We start from the raw sequence: 14453 nt of genomic DNA, 5'->3' as shown, positions 1-14453 counted from the left end.
TTATGGTTGCCCCTTGCTTTTCCTATTATATGAGTATATTATAATATACGTTTTGATGGAGATGTCCCATGAGCCTTGATCGTGTCGTTCTCGCCTTCGCCGGCAGCATGCTGCTGCTGTCGCTGCTGCTCACCTATTACGTGTCGCCTTATTTCGTATGGCTGACAGTGTTCGTCGGCCTTAACCTCCTGCAATCGGCTTTCACAGGCTTCTGTCCGGCGGCGATCGTCTTCCGCAAGTTGGGCGTTCGCCCCGGCGCCGCTTTCTGATCGGGGAATCGTCATGCGTCTCGTCCTCGCCGTCCTGTTGTCGCTCGGCCTCGTCACCGCCGCCCCGGCCGGCACGCTGGTCGTGCAACCGGTGGCTGTCCCCGTATGGAAGGCGGTCTACGGCCGTGTCGAGGCGCGCGACGCTCTCGCCGCCCGCGCCCGCATCGGCGGCACGCTGGTGTCGCTCGACGTCTCGGAGGGTGATACCGTTACGGCGGGGCAGCGCATCGCCACGGTGCGCGACGACAAGATCGCCTTCCAGGTGTCGGCGCTCGATGCCCAGCTCAAGGCGCTGGCCGCCCAGCTTCAGAACGCCGAATCGGAGCTGAAGCGCGGCCAGACGCTGGTCGATCGGGGCGTTGCCACCAGCCAGCGGCTTGACCAGCTTTCGACGCAGGTCGATGTCTTCCGCAACCAGATCGCCGCCACGGAAGCGCAGCGGCAGGTGGTGCTGCAGCAGGGTGCCGAGGGCGAGGTGCTGGCGCCGGCCGCCGGCCGGGTGCTGACGCTTGCCTCGAAGCGGGGGTCGGTGGTGATGGCCGGCGAGACGGTGGCGACGCTGGGCGGCGGCGGCTTCTTCCTGCGCCTGTCCATTCCCGAGCGGCACGCCTCGCTGCTTGAGGAGGGCGCCTCGCTCGCCGTCGAGACGGCGGAGGGCAGCCTCGCCGGGCGGCTGGTCAAGGTCTATCCGCTGATCCAGGGCGGCCGCGTCACCGCCGACGTCGACGTGCCCGATCTGCCGACCGCCTTCGTCGACGCCCGCCTGCTGGTGCGGGTGCCGGTCGGCTCGCGGCCGGCGATGATGGTGCCGGCCAGCGCGGTGACCAGCCGCTCCGGCATCGACACGTTACGCGTCGCCGCGGCCGGCGGCGAATTCGACCGCACGGTGGTGCTCGGCGAGCGGCACGGCGACGACGTGGAAGTCCTGTCCGGCCTTGCCGCCGGCGATGCGGTGGTGTTGCCATGAAGCTCGGTATTGCCGGCCATCTCACCCGTGCCTTCATCGGCTCGGCGCTGACGCCGCTGTTCCTGCTGGCCGCCTTCGCGGTCGGCCTCGTCGCCCTCGTCACGCTGCCGCGCGAGGAGGAGCCGCAGATCTCGGTGCCGATGGTCGATATCCATGTCTCGGCGCCCGGCCTGAAGGCCGAGGATGCCGGCAAGCTGATCACCGAGCCGCTGGAGACCATCGTCAAGGCGATTCCCGGCGTCGAGCACGTCTACTCGCAGACGCGCGACGAGCAGGTGATGGTCACCGCCCGCTTCCTGGTCGGCACATCGGCCGACGCGGCGGTGCTGCGCGTCCACGACCGGATCAGGGCCAATCTCGACCGCATGCCGGTCGGCATCCCCGAGCCGCGCATCGTCGGACGCGGCATCGACGACGTCGCCATCGTCACGCTGACGCTGTCGCCGAAGCCGGGGGCGGCCGCCGAAGTCACCGCCGCCGATCTCACCCGCGTCGCCCGCGAGCTGCGCTCGGAGATCGCCAAGGTCGATGACGTCGGCCTCACCTATCTGGTGGGCGAGACCGGCGACGCCATCCGCGTCGCGCCCGACCCCGACCGGCTCGCCCTCTACGGCGTGACGCTGCAACAACTGGCCGGCAAGGTCACTTCCGCCAACCGGTCGTTCCCGACCGGCACGGTGCGGCAGGGCGGCGAGGAAATCCAGGTGGTGGCCGGCGAGACGCTGCAATCGCCGGCCGAGATCGCCAACCTTCTCCTGACGACGCGCGACGGCCGGCCGGTCTACGTGCGCGACGTCGCCGACGTGTCCTTCGTCCAGGATACCGCCGACCTCTACGTTTCCACCGTCAGCAAGGCCGCCGACGGCTCGATCGAACGCCGGCCGGCGGTGACGCTGGCCGTCGCCAAACGGGCCGGCGCCAACGCCGTCACCGTCGCCCACGCCATCCTCACCCGCGTCGAAAGCCTCGAAGGCGGGGTGATTCCCGACAGCGTCAGCGTCGAGGTGACGCGCGACTATGGCGAGACGGCCGACGAGAAGGCCAACGAACTGTTGTTCCACCTCGGCCTCGCCACGCTGTCGATCATCGCCCTCGTCTGGGTGGCGATCGGCTTCCGCGAGGCGGTGGTGGTGGCCGTGGTCATCCCGGTCACCATCCTCCTGACGCTGTTCGCCGCCAAGGTGATGGGCTACACGCTCAACCGCGTGTCGCTGTTCGCGCTGATCTTCTCGATCGGCATCCTGGTCGACGACGCCATCGTGGTGATCGAGAACATCGCCCGCCACTGGGCGCTGGGCGGCGGCAAGAGCCGGCGCGACGGGGCGATCGAAGCCGTCGCCGAGGTCGGCAATCCGACCATCGTCGCGACGCTGACCGTCGTCGCGGCGCTGCTGCCGATGCTGTTCGTCTCCGGCATGATGGGCCCCTACATGAGCCCCATTCCGGCCAACGCCTCGGCGGCGATGATCTTCTCCTTCTTCGTGGCGGTGATCGTCACGCCCTGGCTGATGCTGAAGGTGGCCGGCCACGGGCCGGTGCATCACGCCCACGAGGGCGGCGGCGCCGGTGGCGTGCTGGGCCGGGGCTATGCCGCCGTGGCCCGGCCGATCCTGGCCAGCAAGCGCCGGAGCCTCGTCTTCCTGCTGGCCGTCGGCGTGCTGACGCTCGGCTCGCTCTCCCTCTTCTACACCAAGCACGTCACCGTGAAGCTCTTGCCCTTCGACAACAAGGCGGAGCTGGCCGTCACCATCGACCTGCCCGAGGGGGCGTCGGTGGAAGCAACCGACGCCGTGGCGCAGGCGGTGGCCAGGGTGGCGCTCGATCTGCCGGAGGTGGTGTCCGTCCAGACGCACGCCGGCACGGCGGCGCCGTTCAACTTCAACGGCCTCGTTCGCCATTCCTACATACGCGCCGAGCCGCAGCTCGGCGACGTGCAGGTCAACCTGACGCCGAAGGGCGATCGCCACAGGGCGTCGCACGACATCGCCCTCGATCTCCGCGAACGCGTGATAGCGCTCACCGTGCCGGCCGGCACGTCGCTGAAGGTGGTCGAGCCGCCGCCCGGTCCGCCGGTGATGGCGACGCTGCTCGCCGAGATCTACGGCCCCGACGCCGATACCCGCCGCCGCACGGCCGAAAAGGTGGAAGCCGCCTTCCGCGAGGTGCCGTTCGTCGTCGATATCGACAACTCGTTCGGCGTGCCGGCCCGGCGTCTCCGGGCCACCATCTCCACCGACGATCTCGACTTCTTCCACGTCGAGGAGAGCGACGTGTTCGACACGCTGGCCATTCTGGGCGGTTCGTCGACGGTCGGCTATTCGCATCGCGGCGGCGGCCGGGCGGCCATCCCGATCGTCGTCGAGCGGCCGAAGGGCGACAAGGTGCTCGACGAGACGGCGCTGACCACGCCGATCCCCGCCAACGTGCTGCCCGGCGACCGTGGCGTCGTCGAGCTTGGCGACGTGGTGCATGTGAGCGAGGAGAAAGCGTCCTACCCGGTGTTCCGCCACAACGGCCGCTTCGCCGAGATGGTGACGGCGGAACTGGCCGGGGCCTTCGAGGCGCCGCTCTACGGCATGCTGGCGGTGCAGGAGGCGCTCGACCGACAGGATTGGACCGGCCTTGAGAAGCCGGTCATCGCCCTGCACGGCCAGCCCTCCGACGAGCATCAGTCGACGCTGCTGTGGGATGGCGAGTGGGAGGTGACCTGGGTGACCTTCCGCGATATGGGCGCCGCCTTCGCCATCGCCGTGCTCGGCATCTACATCCTCGTCGTGGCGCAGTTCGGCTCGTTCAAGCTGCCGCTGGTCATCCTGACGCCGATCCCGCTGACCTTCATCGGCATCCTCGGCGGCCACTGGCTGTTCCATGCGCCGTTCACGGCGACGTCGATGATCGGCTTCATCGCGCTGGCCGGCATCATCGTCCGCAACTCGATCCTGCTGGTCGACTTCATCCGCCACGCGCCGCGCGAGGTGACGGTGAAGGACGCGGAGGGGGTGCCGCATGTGAGGCGGCGGCCGCTCTCCGACATCCTGATCGAGGCCGGTTCCATCCGCTTCAAGCCGATCCTCTTGACGGCGCTGGCGGCGATGATCGGCGCGGCGGTGATCCTGACCGATCCGATCTTCCAGGGGCTCGCCATCTCCCTGCTGTTTGGCCTGGCATCGTCGACGCTGCTCACCGTGCTGGTCATTCCGGCGATCTATCGGCTGCTCCGAAGCTGACGGCCGTTGTTGCCGGCGGCGTTTTTCGCTATTGGCGGGCGAACCCCGGAGTATCCGCCCGATGAGCCAGCCTTTTTCCTTCCGCCTCCAGGCCACCGACGGCCGGGCGCGCCGTGGCGAGATCACCACGCCGCACGGCGTCGTCCGCACGCCGGCCTTCATGCCGGTCGGCACGCTCGGCACGGTGAAGGCGATGTTCATGGACGACGTCAAGGCAAGCGGTGCCGACGTCATCCTCGGCAACACCTATCACCTGATGCTGCGGCCCGGCGCCGAGCGGGTGGCGGCGCTCGGCGGCCTGCACAAGTTCTCCACCTGGGACAAGACCATCCTGACCGACTCGGGCGGCTTTCAGGTGATGTCGCTGGCCAAGCTCCGGCGCATGGACGAGCGCGGCGTCACCTTCCAGAGCCACATCGACGGCAGCCGGCACGAGCTGACGCCGGAGCGGTCGATCGAGATCCAGGGCCTGCTAGGTTCCGACATCCAGATGCAACTCGACGAATGCGTCCGCCTGCCGGCCGAGCCGAAGGAAGTGGAGCGCGGCATGCGCCTCTCCCTGCGCTGGGCCGAGCGGTCGCGCCGGCAGTTCGAGGCGATGGGCGGGCCGGAGAAAGGGCAGGGGCTCTACGGCATCGTGCAGGGTGGCGACGTGCCGGCGCTGCGGCAGGCGAGCGCTCTGGAGCTTTCGGCCATGCCCTTCGAGGGCTATTCGGTGGGCGGCCTCGCGGTCGGCGAGCCGCAGGCGGTGATGCTGGAGATGCTCGACGTCGTCGATCCCATCCTGCCGAGGGACAAGCCGCGCTACCTGATGGGCGTCGGCACGCCTGACGACATCATCGAAAGCGTCGCCCGCGGCATCGACCAGTTCGACTGCGTCATGCCGACGCGGGCCGGCCGCCACGGCCTCGCCTACACCCGCTTCGGCAAGCTCAACTTCAAGAACGCCCGCCACATGGACGATCCCCGGCCGATCGACCCGACGTCCGACTGCCCGGCCGCCCGCGACTATTCGCGCGCCTACATCCATCATCTCGTCCGCACCGGCGAGACGCTCGGCGCCATGCTGCTGACCTGGGTCAACGTCGCCTATTACCAGTCCCTGATGGCCGGCATCCGCGACGCCATCGCGGCCGGCCGCTTCGCCGACTTCAAGGCCGAGACCAAGGCGGCCTGGGCACGGGGGGAGGCGGCATGAGCCTCTACGACCGTCTGGTGGCGGCGGCCGGCGACGACTGGCGCGCCTATGTGACGCATCCTTTCGTGGAGGCGATGGCGGCCGGCACGCTGCCGGAAGCCGCCTTCCGCCATTATCTGGTGCAGGATTACCTGTTCCTGATCCAGTTCGGCCGCGCCTACGCGCTCGCCGCCTACAAGGGCCGGACTCTCGCGGAGATGCGCTACGGCCTCGACGGGCTGCGCGCCATCCTCGATGGCGAGATGGCCCTGCACGTCAAATATTGCCAGGGCTGGGGCCTGACGCCCGCCGATCTCGAAGCGGCCGACGAGGATCTGCCGACCGTCGCCTACACCCGCTTCGTGCTCGACTGGGGCGTGCGCGGCGACCTTCTCGATCTGCATGTGGCGCTCGCCCCCTGCATGATCGGCTATGCGGAGATCGGCCGCCGGCTGGCCGCCGTTCCCGGCGCGCTCGCCGCGACCAACCCCTACGCGCCATGGATCGCCGAATACGCCGGCGACGGCTACCAGCAGGTCGCCGCGTCCACCATCGCCCATCTTGACGCGCTGGCCGGCGACGGGGTGGGGGAAACGCGCTTCCGCCAGCTCGCCGGCCTGTTCGCGCAGGCGAGCCGGCTGGAGACCGCCTTCTGGCAGATGGGACTCGACAGGGCTTGATGTTCGCTTTATGTTCCTGACGTCGATGGTTGGGGGCAAGGATGGCGGACGACGGATTCAGGGAGTTCCTGCGCGAGCTGACGGAGCCGCTCGGCGGGGTCAGCTTCCGCAAGATGTTCGGCGGCCTGACCATCTACCAGGACGGCCTGGCGTTCGCCATCGAGGGCGATGGCAGCCTCTATTTCAAGGTCGACGACGAGACGCGCGGCCGCTTCATCGAGGAAGGCTGCCCGCAGTTCGAGTATGTGACCAAGGACGGCCGTACCACCCAGATGTCCTACTGGCGGGCGCCGGAACGGCTCTATGACGAGCCGGACGAGTTCCTCGACTGGTGCCGGGCGGCCGTTCGCGTCGCCCGCCGCGCCGAGGCGGCCAAGGCGGAGGAAAAGGCCCGCAAGGCCAGCCGCCGCAAGAGGGTGGCCACCGATACCGACTGATACACTTTGGTGGACTTCTGAGAGGATCGTTGCCCGGCCAGGTGGTAGACCGGCAACGGTTCCGCCGCTCCTTCGGCGCGCGGCCTCCCGAGAGAGTCCCATGTCCGTCAGAGATATCCTGATGCGCTACGCCACGCCGCTCACCACGTGGCTGTTCCTGATCTCGCTGGTATCCGGCGTCGCGCTGTTCTTCCACGTCGGCAACGCCTATTTCCGGGCCATGCACGAGGTGCTGTCCATGGCGCTGATCGTGCCCTTCGGGCTGCACGTCTGGCGCAACTGGCGGACGCTTCTCGGCTATTTCCGCCGTTCGGCGATGTGGGTGTCGACGGTCGTCTGCCTCGCGGCGGCCGCCGCCTTCGCCTATGCCGGTGCAGGCGGAGGCGGTGGCAACCCGCGCATGGCGGTGCTCGGTGTGCTCGACGGCGCCTCGGTGACGGCGCTGGCGGCGCTCGGCCATACCGACGCCGACACGGTGATCGCCCGCCTCGAAGCGCTCGGCGTCGAGGTGACGTCGGCGGAGGACACGGTATCGGCGCTCGCCAAGGCGTCGGGGCGCGACGGCATCGAGCTGATCGGCGCGGCGCTCGACAAGGGCGCCGCCACGGCCCGGCCGGTACCTTGACCGAAACGGGAGCGTCGGATGGCCGGATAAATGCCGGCCGCCGCTCCGGCCTCTTGCGCATGCTTCGGGCTTTCCCGAAAAGTGAATCCGCTTTTCGGTCCGATGGCTCAGCCGGCAAACTCGACCAAAGGGGAGGTTCGTGACGAATCGTCCCCTTTTTGCTTTGTGCCTGCGGGGAAGTTTGCTATGGAGACCCCGCTTCGAGCATCGGAGGCGATGGTCGGCGCGGTTTCGATCGCGGGCGTGGTGGAATTGGTAGACACGCTGGATTTAGGTTCCAGTGGCGAAAGCCGTGGGGGTTCAAGTCCCTTCGCCCGCACCAGATTGGCCCGCCGCGATCGAGGGTGATGCGGTCGGTGTGGGGCACGCCTTCGGCGTCCCACCGGTGGTGAAGGCAGAATTGGACCGCTTCTTCGGACCGGGCCGGATGGGAAGACCGCCGGAGGGGCCTTCGAGGCGTTCTCGGGATCAGAGACGAAAGAAAACATCCATGCAGGTGACTGAAACCTCGACCGAAGGCCTGAAGCGCGAGCTCAAGATCGTCGTCACGGCCTCCGAACTCGCCGAAAAGCTCGACGCCTATCTCGAGGATCTGAAGGGCCGCGCCCAGATCCGCGGTTTCCGTCCGGGCAAGGTGCCGAAGGGCCATCTCAAGAAGCTCTACGGCAAGTCGGCCATGGCCGAGATCGTCAACACGGTGATCGGCGAGACGTCGAACAAGGCTCTTGAGGAGCGCTCCGAGAAGGCGGCCATGCAGCCGCAGATCAAGCTCTCCGACGAGGACGCCGAGAAGATCCTGTCGGGCGACCTCGACCTCGCCTACGACCTCTCCTACGAGATCGTGCCGGAGTTCGAGCTGGCGCCGGTCGACGATATCGCCATCGAGCGGCCGGTGGTCGAGGTGAGCGATTCGGAAGTCGACGAGCGCCTGACCCAGATCGCCGAGGGCGCCCGCAGCTATGTCGCCCGCGAGGAAGGCGCTGCCGCCGAGACCGGCGACCGGCTGACCATCTCCTACCTCGGCAAGATCGACGGCGAGCCCTTCGAGGGCGGCGCCGACGACCGCGCCGCCATCTTCCTCGGCCAGGGCCGCTTCATCCCCGGCTTCGAGGAGCAGTTGATCGGCCTCAAGGTCGGCGACAAGAAGGTCATCGAGGTGACCTTCCCCGAGGATTACCAGGCCAAGCATCTGGCCGGCAAGCCGGCTACCTTCGACATTGAGGTGTTCGAGGTTGCCGCCCCTGGCGAGATGAAGCTCGACGACGACTGGGCCAAGACGCTCGGCATGGACAGCCTCGACGCGCTGAAGGGCATCGTCCGCCAGCAGATCGAGTCCCAGAACGGCGGCCAGACCCGCCAGAAGGTCAAGCGCCAGCTGCTCGACGCGCTCGACGCGCAGTATTCCTTCGAGCTGCCGGCGACGCTGGTGGATCAGGAATTCAACGCCATCTGGGGTCAGGTCGAAGCCGAGATGAAGTCGGCCGGCAAGACCTTCGAGGACGAGGAGACCACCGAGGAGAAGGCCCGCGCCGACTATCGCAAGATCGCCGAGCGCCGCGTCCGTCTCGGTCTCGTGCTGTCGAAGTTCGGCGAGCGCGAGAAGGTGCAGGTCAACGAGCAGGAGCTGCAGCGCGCCCTGATCGAGCGGGCCCGCCAGTTCCCCGGTCAGGAGAAGGCGGTGTTCGACTTCTACCGTCGCGATGCCAACGCGCTTGCCTCGCTGCAGGCGCCGGTGTTCGAGGAGAAGGTGGTCGACGTTCTCCTGGGCCTGATCAAGGTCACCGACAAGACGGTCACCAAGGAAGAGCTGTTCAAGGACGACGAGGAGCCGGCCGTCTGATCGGCCTTTCCTCCCATCCCCTGACGAGGTCAGCGGCCGGGGCGGCGACGCCCTGGCCGGTTCTCGTTTTGCGGGGGGCAGGTTTGCGTGTCGTTCCAGACGACTTGCGAAGCCGGCCGGCGATGCATAAGTGCCCAGAGAAGGGACTTTCCCCGCTGTTCAAAGGGCATGGCAGGCCGTACACCATGCACCGAAAATTCAGAGGCTTTGGTGTAGCCAAGCGTCAGCTTGGGATGTAACGATCACGGCAAGACTGATTTGCAAGCGACGCCACCGCCGTCCGCTGGCGCCCCGAACGGGGGAGCGGAAAGGGCGGTTCGTCCGTCGAACGCCGAGGAAACGCATGAAGGATCCGGTCGATTTCACCATGAGTACGCTGGTCCCGATGGTCGTCGAGCAGACGAACCGCGGCGAGCGCGCCTATGACATTTTCTCGCGCCTCCTCAAGGAGCGGATCATCTTCATCACCGGCGGCATCGACGACGGCGTCGCCACGCTGGTCTGCGCGCAGCTGCTGTTCCTGGAGTCGGAGAATCCCAACAAGGAGATCTCCCTCTACATCAATTCGCCCGGCGGTTATGTGACGGCCGGCCTCGCCATCTACGACACCATGCAGTTCATCCGCCCGAAGGTGTCGACGCTCTGCATCGGCCAGGCGGCGTCGATGGGCTCGCTGCTGCTGGCGGCCGGCGATCCGGGCATGCGCTTCTCGCTGCCCAACGCGCGCATCATGGTGCACCAGCCGTCGGGCGGCTTCCGCGGCCAGGCGGCGGACATCATGCTGCACGCCCAGGAGATCCTGAAGCTGAAGCGCCGCCTCAACGAGATCTACGTCAAGCACACCGGTCGCGACCTCGCGGCCGTGGAAGAAGCGCTGGAGCGCGACAACTTCATGGACGCCGACGCGGCCAAGGCCTTCGGTCTCGTCGACGATGTCATCGCCAGCCGGGCGGTTCCCGAGCAGCCCTGAGCAAGAGGTTTGCCGGCGGCTGGCGACGGCGCGTGAGATCGGTACGTTAAAGCTATCTTGAGTCCTTGTTGCGCAATATGCGCCGGTGGCGGTTCCAGCGGGTCCGGTCACCGGAAAGGGATCGAGAGGGACGGTCGGTCCGGCCTTTTCCGCGCAAGCGGGGAGACGGGGCGCCCGGCAACCGAGCGGGAATGATTGGATGACCAAGGTTAGCGGCGAGTCGAAGAACACTCTCTACTGTTCGTTCTGCGGCAAGAGCCAGCACGAAGTCCGCAAGCTCATCGCGGGCCCGACGGTGTTCATCTGCGATGAATGCGTCGAACTCTGCATGGACATCATCCGTGAGGAGTCGAAGTCCAACCTCGTCAAGTCGCGTGACGGCGTGCCGACGCCTTCGGAAATCCGCAAGGTGCTCGACGACTACGTCATCGGCCAGGACAAGGCCAAGAAGGTGCTGGCGGTGGCCGTCCACAACCACTACAAGCGCCTCAACCACGCCTCGAAGAACAACGACGTCGAGCTGGCCAAGTCGAACATCATGCTGATCGGCCCGACCGGCTCGGGCAAGACGCTGCTCGCCCAGACGCTCGCCCGCATCATCGACGTGCCGTTCACCATGTCCGACGCCACGACGCTGACCGAGGCCGGCTACGTCGGCGAGGACGTCGAGAACATCATCCTGAAGCTCCTGCAGGCCGCCGACTACAACGTCGAGCGGGCGCAGCGCGGCATCGTCTACATCGACGAGGTCGACAAGATCAGCCGCAAGTCCGACAATCCGTCGATCACCCGCGACGTGTCGGGCGAGGGCGTGCAGCAGGCGCTCCTGAAGATCATGGAGGGCACGGTGGCTTCGGTGCCGCCGCAGGGCGGCCGCAAGCATCCGCAGCAGGAATTCCTGCAGGTCGACACCACCAACATCCTGTTCATCTGCGGCGGCGCCTTCGCCGGCCTCGAGAAGATCATCTCGGCGCGCGGCAAGTCGACGTCGATCGGCTTCCAGGCGCAGGTGGCGGCCCCCGAGGACCGGCGCACCGGCGAGCTGTTCGCCCAGGTCGAGCCGGAAGACCTCCTGAAGTTCGGCCTGATCCCCGAGTTCGTCGGCCGCCTGCCGGTGCTCGCCACGCTGGAAGACCTCGACGAGGGCGCGCTGGTGATCATCCTGACCGAGCCGAAGAACGCCCTGGTCAAGCAGTACCAGCGGCTGTTCGAGATGGAGAACGTCAAGCTGTCGTTCCAGGACGATGCGCTCAGCGCCATCGCCCGCAAGGCGATCGACCGCAAGACGGGCGCCCGTGGCCTGCGCTCGATCATGGAGGGCATCCTGCTCGAAACCATGTACGAGCTGCCGAACCTCGAGGACGTGTCGGAAGTGGTGATTTCCGCCGACGTCGTCGTCGGCAAGGCCAAGCCGATCTATGTCTACGGCGAGCGTCTGGACGACACCGGCACGGGTGCCTGACGACCGCTCCGGGCGGCGACGCGTCGTTCGCCGCCTCATGCCCGGCCCGCTTCAGGGCCGGGGACGCTGATGCTCGGGGCCTGAGACAGGTTCGTGTCAAGACCTTGAAAGCACAGTCGCCGCGATCCATGTATCCGCTTACGCGGCGGCGACGGAAACGGGACGGCGTCCGGCCTTGCGCCCATGACGGGGCGGACCGGACGGCCAGCAAGCGGATCATCTCTCCCGATCCTCTCACCCGTTGCCGAATCCGGGCCTTCCGACTTTTGCGGTCGGCGGCCCCCGCCGTAACCGCGTGCGACGGACGCCGGCGCCGACAGGCCAGCCGGCGGGCCACCAGATAAGGAACCTCCTCCATGGCCGCATCCACCCCAACGACTGGCGCCGAACGGGACGTCCTCCCCGTCCTGCCGCTTCGCGACATCGTCGTTTTCCCGCACATGATCGTGCCGCTGTTCGTCGGGCGCGAGAAGTCCATCCGTGCCCTCGAAGAGGTGATGACGGCCGACAAGCAGATCCTGCTGGCGACGCAGCGCAACGCTTCCGACGACGATCCCGCCGCCGCCGACATCTACACCGTCGGCACGCTGGCCACGGTTCTCCAGCTCCTGAAGCTGCCCGACGGCACCGTCAAGGTGCTGGTCGAGGGCGCACGCCGCGCCGAGGTGGTCAACTTCATCGACCGTACCGACTACTTCGAGGCCGAGGTTCGTCCGCTCGAAGAGGTGGAAAGCGACCGCGTCGAGGTGGAGGCGCTGGCCCGCTCGGTGCTGGTCGAGTTCGACAACTACGTCAAGCTGAACAAGAAGGTCTCCCCCGAGGTGCTCGGCACCATCAAGGAGATCGACGACTATTCCAAGCTTGCCGACACCATTGCCAGCCATCTGGCCGTCAAGATCTCCGAGAAGCAGGACGTGCTGTCGCTGAAATCGGTGGTCGAGCGGCTGGAGCGCGTGCTTGGCCTGATGGAGAGCGAGATTTCCGTGCTCCAGGTGGAGAAGCGCATCCGCAGCCGCGTCAAGCGGCAGATGGAGAAGACGCAGCGCGAGTACTACCTCAACGAGCAGATGAAGGCGATCCAGAAGGAACTCGGCGACGGCGAGGAAGGCAAGGACGAGCTGGCCGAGCTGGAGGAGCGCATCAAGAAGACCAAGCTCTCCAAGGAGGCCCGCGAGAAGGCGACGGCCGAGATGAAGAAGCTCAGGCAGATGTCGCCGATGTCGGCCGAGGCCACCGTGGTGCGCAACTATCTCGACTGGATCCTCGGCATCCCCTGGAAGCTGCGTTCCAAGACGCGCGACGACCTCGCCTATGCCGAGGCGGTGCTCAACGAGGATCACTTCGGCCTCGACAAGGTCAAGGAGCGCATCATCGAGTATCTGGCCGTGCAGAGCCGGGCCAACAAGCTGAAGGGGCCGATCATCTGCCTCGTCGGCCCGCCGGGCGTCGGCAAGACCTCGCTCGCCAAGTCGATCGCCAAGGCGACCGGCCGTGAGTACGTGCGCATGTCGCTCGGCGGCGTGCGCGACGAGGCCGAGATCCGCGGCCACCGCCGCACCTACATCGGCTCGATGCCCGGCAAGGTCATCCAGTCGATGAAGAAGGCCAAGAAGTCCAATCCGCTGTTCCTGCTCGACGAGATCGACAAGATGGGCATGGACTTCCGCGGCGATCCGTCGTCGGCGCTCCTGGAGGTGCTCGACCCCGAGCAGAACCACACCTTCATGGATCACTACCTTGAGGTGGAATACGACCTCTCGGACGTGATGTTCGTCACCACGGCCAACACGCTGAACATCCCCGGCCCGCTGATGGACCGCATGGAGATCATCCGTATCGCCGGCTACACCGAGGACGAGAAGGTCGAGATCGCCAAAAGGCACCTGTTGTCGAAGTCGATCGCCGACCACGGTCTCCGGGCGGGCGAGTACGAGATCACCGACGACGCCATCCGCACGGTGATCCGCCAGTACACGCGCGAGGCGGGCGTCCGTAATCTCGACCGCGAGATGATGTCGCTCGCCCGCAAGGCGGTGACGGAACTCCAGAAGTCGAAGGGCGCCCTAAAGTCGATCACCGTGACGCCGGACAAGGTCGAGCAGTATCTCGGCGTGCCGCGCTTCCGCCACGGCGAGGCCGAGGGCACCGACCAGGTCGGCGTCGTCACCGGTCTGGCCTGGACCGAGGTCGGCGGCGAGCTGCTGACCATCGAAAGCGTGCGTCTGCCCGGCAAGGGCCGCATGACGGTGACCGGCAACCTCAAGGACGTGATGAAGGAGTCGATCTCGGCGGCGGCGTCCTACGTCCGCTCGCGGGCGGTGGACTTCGGCATCGAGCCGCCGATGTTCGACAAGCGCGACATCCACGTGCACGTGCCGGAGGGCGCGACGCCCAAGGATGGTCCGTCGGCCGGCATCGCCATGGTCACCTCGATCGTCTCGGTGATGACCGGCGTGCCGGTGCGCCACGACGTCGCCATGACCGGCGAGATCACGCTGCGCGGCCGCGTGCTGCCGATCGGCGGCCTCAAGGAGAAGCTGCTCGCCGCCCATCGCGGCGGCATCAAGACGGTGATGATCCCCGACGAGAACGCCAAGGACCTCGCCGACATCCCGGAGAACGTCAAGAGCGTCATGGAGATCATTCCGGTGGCGCACATGGACGACGTGCTGAAGGTGGCGCTGGTGCGTCCGCTGGAGCCGATCGCCTGGGACGAATCGAAGGAAGTCGCCTCGGCGCCGGTCGCCGACGGTGATGCCGCCGATTTGTCGGCGGTGACCGCGCACTGAACCGACGGCG

The 14453-nt window shown here is 67.0% G+C and carries 11 protein-coding genes and 1 tRNA gene; all 12 read left to right on the top strand.

The features are described from left to right. Positions 1–68 precede the first annotated feature (68 nt). The 12 genes from H512_RS0107360 (at position 69) to lon (ending at position 14443) form a co-directional block, all read left to right on the top strand. Positions 69–269, top strand: coding sequence for a YgaP family membrane protein (locus H512_RS0107360; RefSeq protein WP_026782906.1), 201 nt, complete (start codon positions 69–71; stop codon positions 267–269). A 13-nt stretch (positions 270–282) separates the two neighbouring features. Beyond that, the gene (locus H512_RS0107355) at positions 283–1236 is read left to right on the top strand and encodes an efflux RND transporter periplasmic adaptor subunit (protein ID WP_026782905.1); all 954 of its coding nucleotides are present in this window, start codon (positions 283–285) and stop codon (positions 1234–1236) included. Continuing rightward, on the top strand, positions 1233–4463 hold the full coding sequence (locus tag H512_RS0107350; protein ID WP_026782904.1) for an efflux RND transporter permease subunit: 3231 nt from the start codon (positions 1233–1235) through the stop codon (positions 4461–4463). Before H512_RS0107355 ends, H512_RS0107350 begins: the two co-directional genes overlap by 4 nt. A gap of 61 nt (positions 4464–4524) precedes the next feature. Next, positions 4525–5661: a tRNA guanosine(34) transglycosylase Tgt gene (gene tgt / locus H512_RS0107345; protein ID WP_036790550.1), complete on the top strand. Its 1137-nt coding sequence runs from the start codon at positions 4525–4527 to the stop codon at positions 5659–5661. Then, entirely contained in the window at positions 5658–6320 is a 663-nt protein-coding gene (tenA, locus tag H512_RS0107340) for a thiaminase II (RefSeq protein ID WP_026782902.1), read from the top strand. Before tgt ends, tenA begins: the two co-directional genes overlap by 4 nt. 41 nt (positions 6321–6361) lie before the next feature. After that, the gene (locus tag H512_RS0107335; RefSeq protein ID WP_026782901.1) at positions 6362–6757 is read left to right on the top strand and encodes a TfoX/Sxy family protein; all 396 of its coding nucleotides are present in this window, start codon (positions 6362–6364) and stop codon (positions 6755–6757) included. Positions 6758–6857: 100 nt separating this feature from the next. Next, on the top strand, positions 6858–7382 hold the full coding sequence (locus tag H512_RS0107330) for a DUF4405 domain-containing protein (RefSeq protein WP_026782900.1): 525 nt from the start codon (positions 6858–6860) through the stop codon (positions 7380–7382). Between the two features lie 237 nt (positions 7383–7619). Then, positions 7620–7704: transfer RNA gene (locus H512_RS0107325), tRNA-Leu, on the top strand. A gap of 168 nt (positions 7705–7872) precedes the next feature. Beyond that, positions 7873–9222: a trigger factor gene (gene tig / locus H512_RS0107320; RefSeq protein ID WP_026782899.1), complete on the top strand. Its 1350-nt coding sequence runs from the start codon at positions 7873–7875 to the stop codon at positions 9220–9222. A 343-nt stretch (positions 9223–9565) separates the two neighbouring features. Further along, positions 9566–10192 (top strand): ATP-dependent Clp protease proteolytic subunit, encoded by a 627-nt coding sequence (locus tag H512_RS0107315; RefSeq protein WP_026782898.1) that lies wholly within the window; start codon positions 9566–9568, stop codon positions 10190–10192. Positions 10193–10391: 199 nt separating this feature from the next. After that, the gene (gene clpX, locus H512_RS0107310; RefSeq protein ID WP_026782897.1) at positions 10392–11654 is read left to right on the top strand and encodes an ATP-dependent Clp protease ATP-binding subunit ClpX; all 1263 of its coding nucleotides are present in this window, start codon (positions 10392–10394) and stop codon (positions 11652–11654) included. Positions 11655–12010: 356 nt separating this feature from the next. Beyond that, positions 12011–14443 carry an endopeptidase La gene (gene lon / locus H512_RS0107305; RefSeq protein WP_026782896.1) on the top strand — a complete coding sequence of 811 codons (2433 nt, stop codon included), beginning with the start codon at positions 12011–12013 and terminating at the stop codon, positions 14441–14443. Positions 14444–14453 lie beyond the last annotated feature (10 nt).

It is taken from the genome of Pleomorphomonas koreensis DSM 23070, assembly GCF_000425185.1.
In the GTDB taxonomy this organism is placed as follows: Bacteria; Pseudomonadota; Alphaproteobacteria; order Rhizobiales; family Pleomorphomonadaceae; genus Pleomorphomonas; species Pleomorphomonas koreensis.
Note: the sequence above shows the minus strand (reverse complement) of the source record. Positions and strands in the feature narration are given on the sequence as shown.

Coding starts and splice junctions, on each gene's coding strand:
- H512_RS0107360 (WP_026782906.1), top strand. CDS start 69: ATGAGCCTTGATCGTGTCGTTCTCGCCTTCGCCGGCAGCATGCTGCTG.
- H512_RS0107355 (WP_026782905.1), top strand. CDS start 283: ATGCGTCTCGTCCTCGCCGTCCTGTTGTCGCTCGGCCTCGTCACCGCC.
- H512_RS0107350 (WP_026782904.1), top strand. CDS start 1,233: ATGAAGCTCGGTATTGCCGGCCATCTCACCCGTGCCTTCATCGGCTCG.
- tgt (WP_036790550.1), top strand. CDS start 4,525: ATGAGCCAGCCTTTTTCCTTCCGCCTCCAGGCCACCGACGGCCGGGCG.
- tenA (WP_026782902.1), top strand. CDS start 5,658: ATGAGCCTCTACGACCGTCTGGTGGCGGCGGCCGGCGACGACTGGCGC.
- H512_RS0107335 (WP_026782901.1), top strand. CDS start 6,362: ATGGCGGACGACGGATTCAGGGAGTTCCTGCGCGAGCTGACGGAGCCG.
- H512_RS0107330 (WP_026782900.1), top strand. CDS start 6,858: ATGTCCGTCAGAGATATCCTGATGCGCTACGCCACGCCGCTCACCACG.
- tig (WP_026782899.1), top strand. CDS start 7,873: ATGCAGGTGACTGAAACCTCGACCGAAGGCCTGAAGCGCGAGCTCAAG.
- H512_RS0107315 (WP_026782898.1), top strand. CDS start 9,566: ATGAAGGATCCGGTCGATTTCACCATGAGTACGCTGGTCCCGATGGTC.
- clpX (WP_026782897.1), top strand. CDS start 10,392: ATGACCAAGGTTAGCGGCGAGTCGAAGAACACTCTCTACTGTTCGTTC.
- lon (WP_026782896.1), top strand. CDS start 12,011: ATGGCCGCATCCACCCCAACGACTGGCGCCGAACGGGACGTCCTCCCC.